The sequence below is a fragment of the Streptomyces gardneri genome, from assembly GCF_006539185.1.
GTDB lineage: Bacteria > Actinomycetota > Actinomycetes > Streptomycetales > Streptomycetaceae > Streptomyces > Streptomyces gardneri.
In genome coordinates, this window is the sequence record NZ_BJMN01000036.1 from 14,842 (window position 1) to 33,525 (window position 18,684).

The window sequence follows — 18,684 nt, forward strand, 5'->3', positions numbered from 1 at the left end:
TTCACCGGTTGTTTCGCCCGAATTGAGAAGGTCCAGTCCAGGGTTGAGGCCGGTACGGTGCTCGGTTTCGCCGCCCCTGCCCACGGGCAGGGGCGGGGGCGGCGGGTCGGGTGAGTCTCGGTCAGTCCTTCGCGGGTGAGCGCGGCGGGCTGACCGTGGTGCGTGGCGAGCGCCGCTGTGAGGAGGTGCGGACGATGAGTTCGGTCGGTATCACCTGCTCGACCGGACCGTCCGTATCGATCCCCTCGATGGCGTCGATGAGGAGCTGGACGACGGCCGTGCCGATCCTGCGTGGTTTGAGCGAGAGCGTCGTGATGGGCGGTTCGGTGGTGGCGTAGACGGTGGACTCGCTGCAGCAGACCAGCAGCAGGTCCTCCGGGACGCGCAGTCCGTAGCGGCGCGCGGCCGCGAGGAGGTCGGTTCCGTTGGGGTCGAAGAGGCCGTACACGGCGTCGGGTCGGTCCGGGCGGGCGAGCAGCCGGTCGGCCGCGACGGCGCCCGCGCACGGATCGTGCGCCGGATAGGCCTCGTAGACGGGGTCCTGGCCGACCCGCTCGCACCAGTTGAGGTACGCGGTGGTGGACAGGCGGGTGTACGTGTCGGTGGTGGTTCCGGTGAGGAGACCGATGCGGCGGGCGCCGGCGTCGGCGAGGTGGTCGAGCAGATCGAGGACGGCGGCTTCGTGGTCGTTGTCGACCCAGGCGGTGACCGGAAGGGTGCCGGCGGGGCGTCCGTCGGAGACGACGGGGAGGCCCTGCCGGACCAGCTCGGTGACGACCGGGTCATGGTCGGAGGGGTCGATGACGACGGTGCCGTCGAGGGCGACGTTCGACCAGACGTCATGGCGGGAGGTGGCGGGGAGGATGACCAGGGCGTAGCCCCGGGCGAGTGCCGCCGATGTGGCTGCTCTGGCCATCTCCGCGAAGTATGCGAATTCGGTGAAGGTGAAAGGTTCATCCCCGTACGTGGTCACGGTCAGGCCGATGAGTCCCGACTTACCCGTACGAAGCGTGCGGGCCGCCGCGGATGGGCGGTAGCCCAGCCGGTCGGCGACCTCGCGGACGTGGCGGCGGGTGGCGTCCGGGAGTCGGCCCTTGCCGTTGAGCGCGTCGGAGACAGTCGTGATGGAGACCCCGGCGGCGGCGGCCACGTCCCGGATGCCTGCCCGGCCCTGCCGGCTTCCCCGGGTCTGTGCCCGGCTCACCTGGTGCTTCCCTGCTGCTGTCATGGCGAGCCGATAGTAGGGCGATGAGGGGCGGTCGGGACGGTCGCATATGCAGGCATTGGCAGGCACGTTTCTGCATGATCGAAACACCTCAACAGGCATGGAATCGAAGGCAGTTAAGGGCTCTTTCATGCGACCTAGGGTTGCCGAACGCCGTAGGCCTGGCGAAGGGGCGAGGTCTCGAAGAGGTCTCAACTCACCTCTACGGGGGATGCGCGCCACGGCGCCCGCCACCGGCGCGCGCCACCCAGACCCGCGCTCCCCCTCTTTCCACAGCGTGTCCCTCCTGTTGTCCACAGGCCATTCGCACCGGAGGCGAATCCTCATAAGGTGAGGAGTATTGGCGGTACGGACGGTCGAGGAGGCCACACTGTGAGCGAGACCAGCGGGACGAGCACCGGCAGCCCCAAGCTGCGCGCCGAGCTGGACGGTGTCCCCACCTACAAGCCGGGCAAGCCGGCCGCCACGGGCGGTCCCGTGGCCTTCAAGCTCTCGTCCAACGAGAACCCCTATCCGCCGCTGCCCGGGGTCATGGAGAGCACGCTGGCCGCCGCCGCGAACTTCAACCGTTACCCGGACATGGCCTGCACCGGCCTGATGCAGGAGCTCGCCGACCGGTTCGGCGTGCCCGTCTCGCACATCGCGACGGGCACGGGCTCGGTCGGGGTCGCGCAGTCGCTGCTCCAGGCCACCTCGGGCCCGGGCGACGAGGTGATCTACGCCTGGCGCTCCTTCGAGGCGTACCCGATCATCACGCAGATCAGCGGCGCCACCTCGGTGCAGGTGCCGCTGACCGAGGGCGAGGTGCACGACCTCGACGCGATGGCCGCGGCGATCACCGACCGGACCCGGCTGATCTTCGTCTGCAACCCCAACAACCCCACGGGCACCGCGGTCCGCCGGGCCGAGCTGGAGCGCTTCCTGGACCGGGTGCCCTCCGACGTCCTGGTCGTGATCGACGAGGCGTACCGCGAGTTCGTCCGCGACGCCGACATCCCGGACGGCATCGAGCTCTACCGCGACCGGCCGAACGTCGCCGTGCTGCGTACGTTCTCCAAGGCGTACGGCCTGGCGGGGCTGCGGGTCGGCTTCGCGGTGGCCCACGAGCCGGTGGCGGCGGCGCTGCGCAAGACGGCGGTCCCGTTCGGGGTGAGCCAGCTGGCGCAGGACGCGGCGGTGGCCTCGCTGCGGGCCGAGGACGAACTGCTCGGCCGGGTCGGCTCGCTGGTGGCCGAGCGCGAGCGGGTCCACGCGGGGCTCGTGGCCCAGGGCTGGACCGTGGCGGACACCCAGGCGAACTTCGTCTGGCTGCGGCTCGGTGAGCGGACGCTGGACTTCGCGGCGGAGTGCGAGCGGCACGGCGTGATGGTGCGGCCGTTCGCGGGTGAGGGCGTGCGCGTCACGATCGGTGAGACCGAGGCGAACGACCTGTTCCTGAAGGCGGCGGAGGGCTTCCGCAAGGAGGGCTAGTCCACGGCTTCCACGCGGATCGGGTCGCCGTCCCTGACGGTGGCCAGGATCCGCGGGTCGCCGTCCAGCGCGCCCAGGAGGTTGCACGGGCTCGCGAGCCGGCACTCGTCTCCGCGTGAGATCGGGGTCGGGCCGTAGGGGAGGGCGAGCGCGTCGCCGTCCGTCCAGAAGGCCACCGTGCCGGGCTCGACGACCTGGCGTGCGCCGTCCTCGACGGGGACGGAGACCGGAGTGTCGAAGTAGACCTCCTCGCCCCACGTCCGGGCGGTGGAGGAGATCGGGAGGGCCCTCGCGAGCGCTGTGCTCGTGGGGGTCTCCTCAAGGGTCGCCGTGGTGTGTCCGGCGGGCCAGACGATGCGTATCCGAAGGGTCATGCCCGGATTCAACAATATGTTGAAGGCTCTGGGAAGAGGTGACCTTCGGTAGGGGGACCCCGACTGAAGGTACGGATTTCGTATGAGCCATAATGCTTGTGAATGTGAACGCGTTCACAAGCGTGTCCTGTTTCCTCCCTAATTTGGTGGGATTAACGGGGCAAACTGCCGATGTGACCACGGCGATGTAAGGAGAAAACGACGTGGACCTCGCTCTTGCGCCAGAGACTCTGGCGCGCTGGCAGTTCGGCATCACCACCGTCTACCACTTCCTCTTCGTCCCCCTGACGATCTCCCTCGCCGCACTCACCGCCGGTCTCCAGACCGCCTGGGTGAGGAGCGGGAAGGAGAAGTACCTCCGGGCGACGAAGTTCTGGGGCAAGCTCTTCCTGATCAACATCGCCATGGGTGTCGTCACCGGCATCGTCCAGGAGTTCCAGTTCGGCATGAACTGGTCCGACTACTCCCGTTTCGTCGGCGACATCTTCGGTGCCCCGCTCGCCTTCGAGGCGCTCATCGCCTTCTTCTTCGAGTCCACGTTCATCGGCCTGTGGATCTTCGGCTGGGACAAGCTGCCGAAGCGGATCCACCTCGCCTGCATCTGGATGGTGTCGATCGGCACCATCCTCTCCGCCTACTTCATCCTCGCGGCGAACTCCTGGATGCAGCACCCCGTCGGATACCGCATCAACGAGGAGCGCGGCCGGGCGGAGCTCACCGACTTCTGGCTGGTGCTCACCCAGAACACCGCCCTCACCCAGTTCTTCCACACCATGACGGCGGCCTTCCTGGTCGGCGGCGCGTTCATGGTCGGCATCTCCGCCTTCCACCTGGCGCGGAAGAAGCACATCCCGGTGATGCGGACCTCGCTGCGGCTCGGCCTGATCACCCTGATCATCGCCGGCCTCGGCACCGCCATCAGCGGTGACCTGCTCGGCAAGGTCATGTTCAAGCAGCAGCCGATGAAGATGGCCGCCGCCGAGGCCCTCTGGGACGGCGAGGCTCCCGCACCCTTCTCGATCTTCGCCTACGGCGATGTCGACAAGGGCCACAACAAGGTGGCCATAGAGATCCCCGGGCTGCTGTCCTTCCTCGCGAACGACGACTTCAGCTCGTACGTCCCGGGCATCAACGACATCAACAAGGCCGAGCAGGAGAAGTTCGGGCCCGGCGACTACCGGCCCAACATCCCCGTCGCCTACTGGGGCTTCCGCTGGATGATCGGCTTCGGCATGGCCTCGCTGGGCATCGGCATGCTCGGCCTCTGGCTGACCCGCAAGAAGTTCATGCTGGCGCCGGGGATGCGGACCGGTGAGGACGAAGTGCCGAACCTGGTCCTGTTCAAGCGGAAGGCGCTCAGCCCCCGCTTCACCAAGTGGTACTGGATCATCGCCCTCTGGACCATGGGCTTCCCGCTCATCGCCAACTCCTGGGGCTGGATCTTCACCGAGATGGGCCGTCAGCCCTGGGTCGTCTACGGCGTGCTGCGCACTCGTGACGCGGTCTCCCCCGGCGTCTCCCAGGGTGAAGTACTCACCTCGATGATCGTCTTCACCACCCTCTACGCAGTCCTCGCCGTGATCGAGGTCAAGCTCCTCGTCAAATACATCAAGGCGGGACCGCCGGAGCTCACCGAGGACGACCTCAACCCGCCCACCAAGATCGGCGGGGACTCCCGTGACCCCGACCGGCCCATGGCCTTCTCGTACTGAGGCTCAGGAGAACGAGGCATGGAACTCCACGACGTCTGGTTCGTACTCATCGCCGTCCTCTGGATCGGCTACTTCTTTCTCGAAGGCTTCGACTTCGGGATCGGCGTCCTGACCAAGCTGCTCGCCCGCGACCGGGCCGAGAAGCGGGTCCTCATCAACACGATCGGTCCCGTCTGGGACGGCAACGAGGTGTGGCTGCTCACCGCCGGCGGCGCGACCTTCGCCGCGTTCCCCGAGTGGTACGCGACGCTCTTCTCCGGCTTCTACCTGCCGCTGCTGATCATCCTGGTCTGCCTGATCGTCCGGGGTGTCGCCTTCGAGTACCGGGCGAAGCGGCCCGAGGAGAACTGGCAGCGCAACTGGGAGCAGGCCATCTTCTGGACCTCCCTGATCCCCGCGTTCCTCTGGGGTGTGGCCTTCGGCAACATCGTCGGTGGCGTGAAGATCGACGCGGAGATGGAGTACGTCGGCACCTTCTGGGACCTCCTCAACCCGTACGCCCTCCTCGGCGGTCTGGTCACGCTCACCCTCTTCACCTTCCACGGCGCGGTCTTCGCCTCGCTCAAGACGGTCGGTGACATCCGGGTGCGCGCCCGGGCGCTCGCGCTCAAGCTGGGCCTGGTCACGGCGGTGCTCGCGCTCGCCTTCCTGATCTGGACCCAGGTCGACACGGGGGACAGCTGGAGCCTCGGGGCGATGCTGGTCGCTTTCGTGGCCCTGGTCGGTGCGATCGGTGCCATCAAGGTGGGGCGCGAGGGCTGGTCGTTCGCGCTCTCGGGCGTGACGATCGCCGCCGCGGTGGCGATGCTCTTCCTCGCCCTCTTCCCCGACGTCATGCCGTCTTCGCTCAACCCCGAGTGGAGCCTTACCGTGACGAACGCGTCGTCGAGCCCGTACACGCTCAAGATCATGACCTGGTGCGCGGCGATCGCGACCCCGTTGGTGCTGCTCTACCAGAGCTGGACCTACTGGGTGTTCCGTAAGCGCATCGGCACACAGCACATCGCTGACGCCCACTAGCCGACGCTCACCAGAGGGGCATGTTTCACGTGAAACCGATCGACCCGCGTCTGCTCCGGTACGCCCGGGCCACCCGTTTCTTCCTTGCCGCGGTGGTCGTGCTCGGTCTGGCCGGGGCGGCGCTGGTCGTCGCCCAGGCGATGCTCATCGCCGAGATCGTGGTGGGGGCCTTCCAGAAGGGCCTGGCGGTTTCCGATCTGACCACCCCCCTGCTGCTGCTCGCGGGAGTCGCGGTGGGGCGCGGGCTCGTCTCCTGGCTGACCGAGCTCGCCGCCCATCGGGCGAGCGCGGCGGTGAAGTCCGAACTCCGCGGCCGGCTCCTCGCGCGGTCGGCCGCGCTCGGGCCCGGGTGGCTGAGCGGCCAGAAGGCCGGTTCGCTGATCGCGCTCGCGACGCGGGGCGTGGACGCGCTCGACGACTACTTCGCGCGGTATCTGCCGCAGCTCGGTCTCGCGGTGGTCGTGCCGGTGGCGGTCCTCGCCCGGATCGTCACCGAGGACTGGGTCTCGGCGGCGATCATCGTCGTCACCCTGCCGCTCATCCCGATCTTCATGATCCTCATCGGCTGGTACACGCAGGCGCGGATGGATCGGCAGTGGAAGCTGCTCTCCCGGCTCTCCGGCCACTTCCTGGACGTCGTGGCGGGCCTGCCCACTCTCAAGATCTTCGGCCGGGCGAAGGCCCAGGCCGAGTCGATCCGGGCGATCACCTCGGAGTACCGGCAGGCGACGATGCGCACCCTGCGGATCGCCTTCCTCTCCTCCTTCGCCCTGGAACTCCTCGCGACCCTGTCGGTCGCGCTCGTCGCCGTGACCATCGGCATGCGGCTCGTCCACGGCGAGCTCGACCTGTACACCGGGCTCGTCATCCTGATCCTGGCGCCCGAGGCCTACCTCCCGTTGCGGCAGGTCGGCGCGCAGTACCACGCGGCGGCCGAGGGACTCGCGGCGGCGGAGGAGATCTTCGAGGTCCTGGAGCAGCCGGTACGCGCCGGCGGTACGGGGGCGGTTCCGGACTCCGTGCGGCTGGAGCTCGACCGGGTGACCGTACGGCACGCGGGGCGCGCCGAACCGGCGCTCGACGCGGCGACGCTGACGGTCGAGCCCGGCGAGACGGTGGCCCTGGTCGGGCCGAGTGGCGTCGGGAAGTCGACGCTCCTGGATGTGGTGCTCGGCTTCGTGGCGCCGGAGGAGGGAGGCTCCGTCCGGGTCGGCGGCGAGGACCTCGCGACGCTGGACCTGGAGGCGTGGCGGTCGCGGATCGCCTGGGTGCCGCAGCGCCCGTACCTCTTCGCGGGGACGATCGCCGAGAACGTACGGCTGGCCCGCCCGGACGCCTCCGACGAGGCCGTACGGGAAGCCTTGCGGGACGCCGGGGCGGACGGGTTCGTCACGGGGCTTCCGGAGGGGCTCGACACCCTGCTCGGCGAGGACGGCGCCGGCCTCTCGGCGGGCCAGCGGCAACGCCTGGCGCTCGCGCGGGCGTTCCTGGCCGACCGGCCTCTGCTGCTGCTCGACGAGCCGACGGCCGCGCTGGACGGTGAGACGGAGGCGGCCGTCGTCGACGCGGTCCGCCGCCTCGCGGCCGGCCGGACGGTCCTGCTGGTGGTCCACCGTCCGGCGCTGCTCGCGGTCGCGGACCGCGTGGTGAGCCTGGTCCCGGCGGCCGTGGAGGCCGATTCGGCCGGGGGCGAGGTCGGGGTCGAGGTCGGGACCGGAGTCGAGGTCGAGGCCGGGGTCGGGACCGGAGTCGGGGTCGGGACCGGAGTCGGGGGTGAGGTCGGCGTCGGGTCCGTGGCCCGGGCCGGTGCGGAGTCCTCGGGATCCGTCGTGTCGGAGTCGGACCACTCGCGGGCTCGACCCGGCGAGGTGTCGGACGAGGCAGCCGGGGCCGACTCCGGGAGGTCGGTGCTCGGGCGGGTCCGGGACATGGCCGGAGAGCTCAAGGGCCGCATGGCGCTCGCCCTGCTGCTGGGGAGCCTGGCCCTCGGATCGGCCGTCGGGCTGATGGCCGTGTCCGGCTGGCTCATCTCCCGGGCCTCCGAACAGCCGCCCGTGCTCTACCTGATGATGGCCGTCACGGCCACGCGCGCCTTCGGCATCGGCCGGGCCGTCTTCCGGTACGCCGAGCGGCTCGTCTCGCACGACGCCGTGCTCCGGATGCTCGCCGAGCTCCGGGTCTCCGTCTACGGCCGCCTGGAGCGGATCGCCCCGGCCGGGCTGCGCCGCACCCGCCGCGGAGACCTGCTCTCCCGCCTCGTCCAGGACGTCGACGCGCTCCAGGACTACTGGCTCCGCTGGTGGCTCCCGGTGGGCGCCGCCCTCGTCGTGGGCGTCGCCTCCGCCGGGTTCACGGCCTGGATGCTGCCCGAGGCCGGGGCCGTCCTCGCCGTGGGCCTGCTGGTCGCGGGCATCGCCGTCCCGGCGATCGGCGGGGCCGTCGCCCGCAGGGCGGAACGCCGGCTCGCCCCCGCGCGCGGCGCCCTGGCGACCGCGGTGGCCGACCTGCTCCGCGGCTGCGCCGAGCTGACGGTCGCGGGCGCGCTGCCCGGCCGGGTCGAGCGCACCCGGACCGCCGACCGGCACCTCACCTCCATCTCCTCCCGGCAGGCCGCGGCCACCGCGCTCGGCGCCGGTCTCTCCGCGACGGTCTGCGGCCTGACGGTCGCGGCCGCCGCACTCGTCGGCGTCCAGGCCGTACGGGACGGGCGGCTCGACGGAGTGGCCCTCGCCGTGGTCGTCCTGACGCCGCTCGCCGCCTTCGAGGCCGTCACCGGCCTGCCGCTCGCCGTCCAGTACCGGCAGCGCGTCCGGCACAGTGCCGAGCGCGTCTTCGAGGTGCTCGACGCCCCCGTCCCCGTACACGAGCCGGCCGGGCCCGGGACTCCCCCGGCGGATCCGTTCCCGCTGGAGCTGGCCGGGCTCTCCGCCCGGCACGCCGGGCAGGACCGGATGGCGCTCGCCGACTTCGGGCTCACCCTGGAGGCCGGGCGCCGGGTCGCCGTCGTCGGCGCCTCCGGTTCCGGGAAGACCACCCTGGCCCAGGTGCTGCTGCGGTTCCTGGACGTGGAGAACGGCATGTACCGGATCGGTGGCGTGCCCGCCTGGGAGCTCGACGGCGACGCGGTGCGACGGTTCGTCGGCCTCTGCGCCCAGGACGCCCACATCTTCGACAGCTCGGTCCGCGAGAACCTGCGGCTCGCGAAGGCCGGGGCGAGCGACGAGGAGCTGCGCGAGGCGCTGCGCCGAGCCCGGCTGCTCGACTGGGTGAACGGCCTCCCGGACGGGCTCGACACCCTCGTGGGCGAGCACGGCTCCCGGCTCTCCGGCGGGCAGCGGCAGCGCCTCGCGCTCGCCCGCGCCCTGCTGGCCGACTTCCCCGTCCTCGTTCTCGACGAGCCGGCCGAACACCTCGACCTGGCCACCGCCGACGCGCTCACCGACGACCTGCTCCGGGCCACGGAGGGCCGTACCACCGTCCTCATCACCCACCGGCTGCACGGGCTCGACGCCGTCGACGAGGTGGTCGTCCTGGCCGAGGGCCGGACCGTGCAGCGTGGCCCGTATGCCGAGCTGGCGGAGGCGGACGGCCCGCTGCGCCGGATGCTGGAGCAGGAGCGGGAGACGGATCTGCTCGTCGTCGGGGCAGCGTCGAGCCGGGCCGTGTCCGGGTCATGAGAACGGCAGCGGGCGACCGGCCGACTTTTCTCGCCAAATCGGACTAACTAGGCTCAAGCTCATGACCGCCGCCGCGCCCGACCCCTCGGATCCCCTGGAAGCCGCCACTCAGGCCACCCGCAGCCTCCAGGGGCTGTCCACGGAGCTCACCGCCCGCGTACCGCAGCTCCTGGAGGCCATGCGCTCGGTCGGTACGGGGCTCGAACTCCACTCCACCCTCGACCGGATCTGCGAGACGGCCGCCGAACTCGCCGACGCCCGCTACGCCGCGATCGGCGTCGTCGACGAGGAGGGCGAGGGACTCTCCGACTTCGTCACCTTCGGTGTCGGCGACGACGTGGCCAAGCGGATCGGGCACCCTCCCGACGGCCACGCCGGGCTGCTCGGCGCGCTCATCCGCGACCCGCAGACGATCCGCCTCGCGGACCTGTCCACCGATCCGCGCGCGGCCGGCTTCCCGCCCGGGCATCCGCCGATGCGGACCTTCCTCGGCGTACCCATCCGGGTCCAGGGCGAGATCTTCGGCAATCTCTACCTCGCCGAGAAGAACGGCGGCGGCGAGTTCAACGACTACGACGTCCACATGGTCAGGGTGCTCGCCACGGAGGCGGGCATCGCCATCGGCAACGCCCGCCTCTACGAGGCCGCCCGGCAGCGCGAACGGTGGATCGACGGCTCGGTCGCCGTCACCACGGCCCTGCTCTCCGGTGGCGACGCGGACGACGCGCTCACGGTCGTCGCCGAGCAGGCGCGCCGGCTCGCCGACGCGGACGCCGGCATCGTGCTGCTGCCCGCCGAGGAGGGGGGCCTGGAGATCGTCGCCGTCTCCTCGCCCCGCGCCACCAAGTCACTGGGCGTCGTGATTCCGCCCGAGAGCGCCGTGGTCGAGCAGCTCCTGAAGGGCGAGGCGGTCTTCGTGGCGGACGCCTCGACGGACCCGCGCATGATCAGCCGGCTGACGTCCGCGTACGGGCCGAGCATGATGCTGCCGCTGCAGAGCGGCGGGCGGGTCCTCGGCGCGCTCGCCACGCCCCGGGCGCGGGGCGGGCGCCCGTTCACGGAGACGGAGCGGACACTCGCCACGCAGTTCGCCTCGCAGGCGGCGCTCGCGCTGATGATGGCGGACGCGCAGCGGGACCGGGAGCGTCTCGCCGTGTACGAGGACCGGGACCGGATCGCCCGCGACCTGCACGACCTGGTCATCCAGCGGCTCTTCGCCACCGGCATGATGCTGGAGAGCGCCCAGCGCAAGTCGATCGTGCCGGCCGTGCGCGAGGGCGTGGGCAAGGCCGTGGACGAGCTGGACGTGACCATCCAGGAGATCCGTACGGCGATCTTCGCGCTCCAGCAGGGGCCCGCCGAGGCCCCGTCGGGGCTGCGCACCCGTGTCCTGCGGGAGATCAACATGGCGGCCGTGCCGCTCGGCTTCAAGCCCGCGCACCGCTTCCTCGGCGTGATCGACTCGGCGGTCGGCGAACTCACTGGGAAGAACCTCATCGCCGCCCTGCGCGAGGCCCTCTCGAACGCCTTCCGGCACGCGGAGGCGAGTCGCATCGAGGTGGTCCTCGACGCCACGGTCACCCTGCCGGACGGCTCCGCCGGGGTGCGGCTCTCGGTCGCGGACGACGGCGTCGGCCTCCCGGAGGGCGGGCGGCGCAGCGGTCTGCGGAACCTGGCGCGGCGGGCCGAGTCGCTGGGCGGCGCGAGCTGGTGCGGGCCGGGCCTCGGGGAGGACGGCGGCGGCACGACGGTGGTGTGGGAGGCCCCGCTGTAGGTGCGGGGCGACGGCGGGCGTGCCCGGCTCGACGCCGGGCGTGCCCGACTACGGGGTGGCCTGCCGCGCCTCCAGGGCCTCCGCCACGAGCCGCTCGATGACGACGGCCACCCCGTCGTCGTTGTTGCCGACAGTGCTGCCGGAGGCGGCGGCGATCACGTCGGGGTGGGCATTGCCCATCGCGTACGAGCGGCCGGCCCAGCTGAGCATCTCGATGTCGTTGGGCATGTCGCCGAAGGCGGCGACCTCATCGGCCGCGATGCCGCGCTCGGCACAGCAGTGGGCCAGGGTGGAGGCCTTGGAGACGCCGAGGGCGCTGACCTCCAGGAGAGCCGTGGGGCTGGACCGGGTGAAGGAGGCCAGGTCGCCGGCGGCCTCCCGGGCCAGGGCCAGGAACGCGTCGGGGTCGAGCTCCGGGTGCTGCGCGAGCAGCTTGAGCACCGGGGCGGCGGCGCCCGGCGCCTCCTCGAAGAGGAGCTTCTCGGCGGTGGCGACGGTGGCGCCGGGGTCGAGGAAGAAGGGCGGGTACTTCGGCTCGTAGTGGATGCCGGTGGTGAGCTCGACCGCGAAGGAGGTGCCGGGCGCGGCGGCGCGCAGGGCCCGTACGACGTCGAGGGCGACCGGCCGCTCCAGCGGGCGGACCTCCAGGAAGGTGCCTCCCGCGTGGAGGTCGACGACAGCGGCACCGTTGGCGCAGATGGCCAGGCCGTGGCCGTGGACGTGGTCGCTGACGACGTCCATCCAGCGGGCGGGCCGGCCGGTGACGAAGAAGACCTCGATACCGGCCTCCTCCGCCGAGGCGAGGGCGGCGACCGTCCGCTCGGAGACGGACTTGTCGTCGCGCAGGAGCGTGCCGTCGAGGTCGGTGGCGATCAGCCGGGTCGCCGGGGTCGCCGGGGCGGAGGAACGCGGAGAGCGGGGAGAGGTCACCGCCCCATTGTTCCGCACCGAACGCACGGGCGTGCGAGGAGGTGCACATATGAGTAGGCGAATTCGGCGTCCCGACCCGTCCGGACCGTCCTGATCTGGCCGTAAAACGCTCGTTCGGTTTCTGGCGGCGCGGGGAAGACCCCAGGTGAGCTGACGGCATCTCCAGGGGGTGGGGCATGGTCTCGGGCCGGCGTTGCGACGAGTGCGAGGCCTGCGGTGCGCCGTATGGCATATGGGTCGTGAGTCTCGGGATGGCGCTCTGCGGGAGCTGTGAGCGGGCCGGATCGGATCATCCGGCGCGTGATCCGGTGCTGGTGGGCGACGTCCTGGCGGGGATGACCGAGGCCGTGACGCGCGCCGCGCGCACCGGGAGGGCCGTGCCGGACGCGCGGAGCCCGTCGCCCGCGACCTGCGATGCGTGTCGAGCGGGCGCCGACTGACCCCGCACCGCCTGGGGGCGCGGGGTCGTGATCGAGCCGGCGGTGGCCGGCGGCTCAGCCCAGCTGGGTGAGGGCCTCGGTGGCGATCTTCTCGAAGACGGCCTGGTCGGCGGCGAAGTCGGAGTCCGCGATCGGCCAGTGGATCACGATCTCGGTGAAGCCGAGGGCGCGGTGGGTGCCGGCGAAGTCGACGAAGGCGTCCAGCGACTCCAGCGGGCGCCCGCGGTCCGGGGTGAAGCCGGTCAGCAGGATCTTGTCGAGCTCGGACACGTCCCGGCCGGTCTCGGCGCACGCCTTGCCGAGCTTCTCGATCTGGCCGCGCAGCGCCTCCACCGACTGCTCCGGCGTGCCCTCCTCGAAGATCTTCGGGTCGCCGGTCGTCACCCACGCCTGCCCGTACCGGGCGGCCAGCCGCAGCCCGCGCGGCCCGGTCGCCGCCACCGCGAACGGCAGCCGCGGGCGCTGGACGCAGCCGGGGATGTTCCGGGCCTCCTCCGCCGAGTAGAACGTGCCCCGGGCCGTCACCGAATCCTCGGTGAGGAGGCGGTCGAGCAGCGGCACGAACTCGCCGAACCGGTCGGCCCGCTCCTTCGGCGTCCACGCCTCCTGCCCGAGGGCGGTGGCGTCGAAGCCGTTGCCGCCGGCCCCGATACCGAGCGTGATCCGGCCCCCGGAGATGTCGTCGAGCGACATCAGGTCCTTGGCGAGGGTCACGGGGTGGCGGAAGTTGGGGGAGGTGACGAGCGTGCCGAGGCGGAGCCGCTCGGTCGCCGTGGCGGCGGCGGTGAGGGTGGGCAGCGCACCGAACCACGGACCGTCGCGGAAGGTGCGCCACGAGAGGTGGTCGTAGGTGTACGCCGTGTGGAACCCCAGCTCCTCGGCGCGGGACCACTTCTCGCGGCCACCCTCGTGCCAACGGTCGACGGGCAGGATCACGGTGCTCAGACGCAGGCTCATGGTCTCGAGCCTACGGCGGTCCGCGAAGGTTCAGCGGACGCTGCGGTTCATCCAGGGGGTGAGCGAGCTGCCCGGGACGAGCTCCTTGTACATGGTGTCGCCGGGGAGCGGGACGACCAGCCACCAGCCGGGCGGGAAGAACCGGCCCTTCACGTGGGCGAGGCCGCCGAGGACGGAGCGGAGGAAGTCGGGGACCGCGTCGCGGGGCACGTCGGCGAACTCGATGCCGTCCACCGTGATCCTGGCGTCGTCCTCGGGGAAGACCTGGACGGTGATCGAGGGGGAGCCGCCCAGTTCGACGAAGGCCTCGTGCGGCAGGGACCCGTCCGGGTCGAGGACCGCGAACGCGCCGGAGGAGGTGCGCCGGGAGGTCTGGTCCGCTCCGATGTCGTCGGTCACCGTCATCTCCAGGTGGAACTCCCGGGCGATCTCGCGGATCGCGGTGACGGCCGCTTCGGTGGTGGGCAGGTGCGGGTGTGCCATGGGAACGATCATGCCCTAGTCGTCAGGCTGTGCGGGGGCGTCACGAGGGGAGGCGGAGGAACTCCGGAGGCACGGCGTCGGTCAACCAGACCCCGTTGGCGCTGATGTGGAAGACGTGTCCCGCGCGGTGCATGGCGCCGGCGTCGACGCTCAGCACGACCGGCCGGCCGCGCCGGGCGCCGACCCGGGTCGCGGTCTCCCGGTCGGGGGAGAGGTGTACATGGTGGCGGGCCATGGGTCGCAGCCCTTCCGCCCGGATCGCGGGAAGCCGGTCCGTGACCGTACCGTGGTAGAGGTACGCGGGCGGCTCGGCGACCGGCAGGTCCAGGTCCACCTCGACGGTGTGGCCCTGGCTCGCGCGGATGCGGGTTCCCTCGATCGCGAAGCGTTTCTTGTCGTTGGTCGCGACGACGTGGTCGAGTTCCTCGCGGCTGATCGGGAAGTTGTGCGCTGCCGTCGCCCGCAGGAGTGTGTCGATCTCGGTCCAGCCCTGCGCGTCGAGGACGAGGCCGATGCGCTCGGGCTGGTGGCGCAGATGCTTGGAGAGGTACTTCGACACCTTCACCGTGCGTCGTTCGTCCATTGTTCTCCGATGAATGGGAGCGGGCATGTTTGATCCACAAGCAAAGCTACTTATCCACAGGCTAGTTGGCGATTCTGTGGACAACATCCCAATTATTTAGGGTGAGTTGGTGGACTTAGCCCGGTATTTGCCTATTTGAGGCAAGAGAGTCCAATGTCCTTTTGCCGACTTCTCGTTCCGTCGCGGCGGTGACGAAGGCCGCGACGCCGTCCGCGCCAACCAGGCTCTGCACGGCCCGAATCGTGTCGGCCGGAAGCGCCACCGAGCGGGGCTCGTCGCCCTTCGTCGACGGGGCGTCGGGGGACAGATGGAGCTGGAGGTGCCGGGTCGCCAACAGGCGCATCGCCCGAGCCAGTTCGGCGTCGACCGTCTGCTGGGCGAGCGGGCGGAGCCGTCGCACCATCGTCGCCGCCTCGGCCGCGTCCGCGTCCGTCGGCGGCCGGTGCTCCAGATAGCGCGCGAAGACGTGCTCGGTCGTGAACTCCAGGAAGCGGGAGGCGATGTGCTCGACCTGGTCGCGAAGTTCCCGAAGGTGTCCGGTGATTGCCGGAAGCGGCACTCCGGCCGCGTACAACTCGACGGCAACGGCGAGCTCTTGCGGACTCGGTACGAGGTACTCCTCCGCCTCCCGGTCCGGCAGCCGTTCCAGTACGCCGAGCTCGACGGCCTCCCGGATGGCGTCCTCGTCCGGAGTGCCGCCGAAGCGGGCGTCCAGCTCCGCGCGGGAGATCCGGGCCGCCTCCTCGTCCGTCCACGGCCCGTGCACCTCCGCGACCAGGCCGAGTACCCCGCCGAGGCCCCGGCCGGTGTCCCAGGCCTCCAGGAGCTCCTTGATCGAGGCCAGGGTGTAGCCGCGGTCGAGGAGGTCGGCGATCTGGCGCAGCCTGGCGAGGTGCGCGTCCCCGTACACGTTCGACCTGCCGCGCCGCTCGGGGCGGGGCAGCAGACCGCGGTCCTGGTAGGCGCGGATGGTCCGGACCGTGGCGCCGCTGTGATGCGCGAGGTCCTCGATCCGGTACTCCGGCTGTGCTGACTGCTCGGACAAACCCGCTCCCACCGCCCGCTTCCCGCACCCCGTCGCCGCGGGGCCCCTCCTGGGAGGGATCGTACGACCGCCCGGCCCTGTCCCGTCCCTCCCCCGTCGCCTCCCCCGTCGCCTCCGCCGTCGCCTCCCGGTCCCTCCGCGTCCGTCGGACGCGGAGGGCGGGAACCGCTACGCGGGCGGCTGCCAGCGGGCGAACGCCCGCAGGACGCCCGGGCTCAGTCTGGACAGGGCGTGGATGCCCCGGGCCTCGGGGGTCACCGGGACGACGGCCCGGTCGTGCAGGACCGCTCCGAGGATCGCGTCCGCGACCTTCTCCGGCGGGTAGTTCCGCAGGCCGTAGAGCCGGGACGCCTTCTTCTGGCGTCGGTTCTCCTCCGCCTTGTCCGTGACCCCCGCGAACCGTGTGGTGGCGGTGATGTTGGTGTTGACGATGCCGGGGCAGATCGCGGACACCCCGATGCCCTGGTCGGCCAGTTCGGCGCGCAGGCACTCGCTGAGCATCAGCACGGCCGCCTTCGAGGTGCTGTACGCGGGCAGGGCCCGGGAGGGCTGGAAGGCCGCCGCGGAGGCGGTGTTCACGATGTGCCCGCCCTGGCCGCGCGCGGTCATCTGCGCGCCGAAGATGCGGCACCCGTGGATCACGCCCCACAGATTGACGTCCAGGACCCGCTTCCACTCCTCGCTCGTCGTCTCGAAGAAGGAGCCGGTGAGCCCGATGCCCGCGTTGTTGACCAGGACGTCGACGATCCCGTACTCGCTCGCCACCTTCGCGGCCAGCTTCTCCATCGCCTGCTCGTCGGCGACGTCGACGGTCTCGCCCCAGGCCGCGGGAGCGCCGATCAGCCGGGCCATCTCGGCCGTGCGGCCCGCGCCCTCGGCGTCCCGGTCCACGGCCACGACCCGGGCGCCGGCCTCGGCGAACGCGAAGGCGGTGGCCCGCCCGATGCCGCTGGCGGCCCCGGTCACCAGGACCAGCTGCCCGCCGAACCGCTCCGTGTACTCCGGCTTCACCCCGCTCTTCGCCCCCGTCGCCGCGACGGGCCGGTGCGGACCGGAGGCCCCGGTCGCCGGTTCCTCGTGGGCCCGGACGAACTCGGTGATCCAGGCCGACAGCTGGTCCGGCCGCGTGCGTGGCACCCAGTGCTTGGCGGGCAGGGTGCGCCGGGTCAGGGCCGACACCCAGGAGCCCAGGTCGTCGTAGAGCCGCTCGGAGAGGAAGGCGTCTCCGGTCGGCGTGATCAGCTGCACGGGCACGTGCGCGAACGCGTCGGGGCGCGGCCTGCCGAGCCGGGCGCGGACGTTGTCCCGGTAGAGCCAGGCGCCGTGCGCCGCGTCGCTCGGCAGCGAGGGCGTGGGGTAGTCGCCGGCGGGGACCTTCTCGACCCGCTCCAGGATCTTCGGCCAGCGCTTGCCGAGCGGCCCGCGCCAGGCGAGCTCCGGCAGCACGGGCGTGTGCAGCATGTACACGTACCAGGACTTGGCGCCCTGGCCGAGGAGCTGCCCGACCCGGCGCGGGGTGGGCCTGGCCATCCGCTGCTTGATCCAGTGCCCGAAGTGATCGAGGCTCGGCCCCGACATCGACGTGAAGGACGCGATCCGCCCCTCGGTGCGCGGGACGGTGGCGAACTCCCAGGACTGCACCGAGCCCCAGTCGTGGCCGACGAGATGGACCGGCCCGTCAGGGCTGACGGCGTCGGCGACCGCGAGGAAGTCGTCCGTCAGCTTCTCCAGGGTGAAGCCGCCGCGCAGCGGCGCCGGGGCCGTCGACCGGCCGTGGCCGCGGACGTCGTACAGCACCACGTGGAACTCCTCGGCCAGCCGGGCCGCGACCTCCGACCAGATCTCCTTGGAGTCCGGGTAGCCGTGCACGAGCACCACGGTCGGCCGGTCCGTGTCGCCGAGCTCGGCGACACACAGCTCGACCCCGCCCGTGCGGACCCAGCGCTCCCGCGCGCCCTTGAGCCCCGCACCCTGCCCCGCGCCCGCGGGCCCTGCGCCCCTGAGCCCTGCCATCAGACCGCCCCCTCGTTCCAGCGCCGCACGTGCGGCAGATCGTCGTCCAGCCAGAACGCGCTCTGCTCGGGATCCTTGGAGTCGGTGACGACCAGGATCTCCTCGAACTTCGCGCCCGTCCCCCGGAATCCGAGGTGCGGCTCGACCGCCCACAGCCCGGGCACGGGCGGGTGGTCGGAGAACGTGTACGGCGACCAGAGCGGCGACCAGCCGTCCCGGTGGCCGTGGATCGTGTCGCTCGCCAGGCCCTTGAGAGCCTGCGTGCCGAAGCCGAAGAGCGTCGGCGACCAGCGGCGCTCCTTCACCCGGTCGATCTTGTGGGCGATGACGCCGAAGGGATAGGCCCGGTGCCGGTTCGCGTACCCCTGGCGGACCATGAGGCGGTCCACGTCCTCGTATATCTCGCGCAGCGTGCGACGCTCGCGGACCTCGCGGAGGATCAGGTCGCGGTGGTCGCGGAGGTCGGCGAGCAGCTTGTCGTGCAGGGGGTTGAGGCCCAGGCAGCCGCTGTAGCCGATGTCGGCGGTGTGGCCCTTGTAGACCGGCGCCATGTCGAGGATGAACGGCATCCCCGCCTCCAGACGACGGTTCGTCGGGAAGAACTGCAGGGGGATCTTGAAGTCGACGAAGGCCGTGCGGTCCCCGAACCAGGCGAACGGCCGGTGGAACCAGTCCCGCACCCCCCGCTCGTACAGCCACTCCCGCTGCATCCGGGCGGCCTCGCGCTCGGTCACGCCCGGCTTCAGCTGCGCCGCGACGGCTTCCGCGCACTCGTACGAGAGCCGCTGTACTTCTCTGAATCCCCGCAGCTCCGCGGAGAGTTCGCTTGTGACTGCTGAGCCCATGCCGTCCGCCGTCCCGTGTGAGCGCCCGATCGCACTACGCGTCCGTAACTTGACACCGATGAATGTGACAATGCCCGGCGGCTGAGTCAAGAGGTCGGACGCCGGCCTGTGGAAAAGGCCGCGTCGGAGCCTGTGG

14 protein-coding genes are annotated in these 18,684 nt (G+C 71.3%); 5 read left to right on the top strand and 9 right to left on the bottom strand.

The genetic code is table 11. The annotated features are described in order from the left end of the window. Positions 1–121 precede the first annotated feature (121 nt). Positions 122–1,228: a LacI family DNA-binding transcriptional regulator gene (locus SGA01_RS26445; RefSeq protein WP_055642419.1), complete on the bottom strand. Its 1,107-nt coding sequence runs from the start codon at positions 1,226–1,228 to the stop codon at positions 122–124. Between the two features lie 369 nt (positions 1,229–1,597). On the opposite strand from SGA01_RS26445, the gene hisC reads away from it, so the two are divergent. Further along, positions 1,598–2,695 (top strand): histidinol-phosphate transaminase, encoded by a 1,098-nt coding sequence (hisC, locus tag SGA01_RS26450; RefSeq protein WP_141299090.1) that lies wholly within the window; start codon positions 1,598–1,600, stop codon positions 2,693–2,695. On the opposite strand, the gene SGA01_RS26455 is transcribed toward hisC, so the two are convergent. Beyond that, positions 2,692–3,069 (bottom strand): cyclophilin-like fold protein, encoded by a 378-nt coding sequence (locus SGA01_RS26455; protein WP_141299092.1) that lies wholly within the window; start codon positions 3,067–3,069, stop codon positions 2,692–2,694. The genes hisC and SGA01_RS26455 overlap by 4 nt on opposite strands. Before the next feature lie 203 nt (positions 3,070–3,272). Here SGA01_RS26455 and SGA01_RS26460 point away from each other — a divergent pair, with 203 nt between their 5' ends. The 4 genes from SGA01_RS26460 to SGA01_RS26475 all read left to right on the top strand — a co-directional run bounded on the left by SGA01_RS26460 (position 3,273) and on the right by SGA01_RS26475 (position 11,252). Next, the gene (locus SGA01_RS26460; RefSeq protein WP_141299094.1) at positions 3,273–4,781 is read left to right on the top strand and encodes a cytochrome ubiquinol oxidase subunit I; all 1,509 of its coding nucleotides are present in this window, start codon (positions 3,273–3,275) and stop codon (positions 4,779–4,781) included. An 18-nt stretch (positions 4,782–4,799) separates the two neighbouring features. Beyond that, entirely contained in the window at positions 4,800–5,801 is a 1,002-nt protein-coding gene (cydB, locus tag SGA01_RS26465; RefSeq protein ID WP_141299096.1) for a cytochrome d ubiquinol oxidase subunit II, read from the top strand. Between the two features lie 29 nt (positions 5,802–5,830). Then, a complete protein-coding gene (gene cydD, locus SGA01_RS26470; protein ID WP_141299098.1) occupies positions 5,831–9,478 on the top strand; it encodes a thiol reductant ABC exporter subunit CydD in 3,648 nt (1,215 codons plus the stop codon). A gap of 61 nt (positions 9,479–9,539) precedes the next feature. Continuing rightward, a complete protein-coding gene (locus tag SGA01_RS26475; RefSeq protein ID WP_141299100.1) occupies positions 9,540–11,252 on the top strand; it encodes a GAF domain-containing sensor histidine kinase in 1,713 nt (570 codons plus the stop codon). A gap of 48 nt (positions 11,253–11,300) precedes the next feature. Here SGA01_RS26475 and SGA01_RS26480 read toward each other — a convergent pair whose 3' ends face one another. The 7 genes from SGA01_RS26480 to SGA01_RS26510 form a co-directional block, all read right to left on the bottom strand. Continuing rightward, positions 11,301–12,182 (bottom strand): Cof-type HAD-IIB family hydrolase, encoded by an 882-nt coding sequence (locus SGA01_RS26480; RefSeq protein WP_141299102.1) that lies wholly within the window; start codon positions 12,180–12,182, stop codon positions 11,301–11,303. Between the two features lie 494 nt (positions 12,183–12,676). Further along, complete coding sequence (locus tag SGA01_RS26485) at positions 12,677–13,579, bottom strand: LLM class flavin-dependent oxidoreductase (protein ID WP_141299104.1); 903 nt, start codon at positions 13,577–13,579, stop codon at positions 12,677–12,679. A 30-nt stretch (positions 13,580–13,609) separates the two neighbouring features. Next, complete coding sequence (locus tag SGA01_RS26490) at positions 13,610–14,062, bottom strand: hypothetical protein (RefSeq protein WP_141299106.1); 453 nt, start codon at positions 14,060–14,062, stop codon at positions 13,610–13,612. Between the two features lie 40 nt (positions 14,063–14,102). Then, the gene (locus SGA01_RS26495) at positions 14,103–14,645 is read right to left on the bottom strand and encodes an RNA 2'-phosphotransferase (protein WP_141299108.1); all 543 of its coding nucleotides are present in this window, start codon (positions 14,643–14,645) and stop codon (positions 14,103–14,105) included. Between the two features lie 115 nt (positions 14,646–14,760). Continuing rightward, positions 14,761–15,690 (bottom strand): MerR family transcriptional regulator, encoded by a 930-nt coding sequence (locus tag SGA01_RS26500; RefSeq protein WP_141299110.1) that lies wholly within the window; start codon positions 15,688–15,690, stop codon positions 14,761–14,763. Between the two features lie 168 nt (positions 15,691–15,858). Beyond that, entirely contained in the window at positions 15,859–17,703 is a 1,845-nt protein-coding gene (locus SGA01_RS26505) for an SDR family oxidoreductase (protein ID WP_141299112.1), read from the bottom strand. Next, positions 17,703–18,548: a M24 family metallopeptidase gene (locus SGA01_RS26510; RefSeq protein ID WP_167534184.1), complete on the bottom strand. Its 846-nt coding sequence runs from the start codon at positions 18,546–18,548 to the stop codon at positions 17,703–17,705. Before SGA01_RS26510 ends, SGA01_RS26505 begins: the two co-directional genes overlap by 1 nt. Between the last annotated feature and the right edge of the window lie 136 nt (positions 18,549–18,684).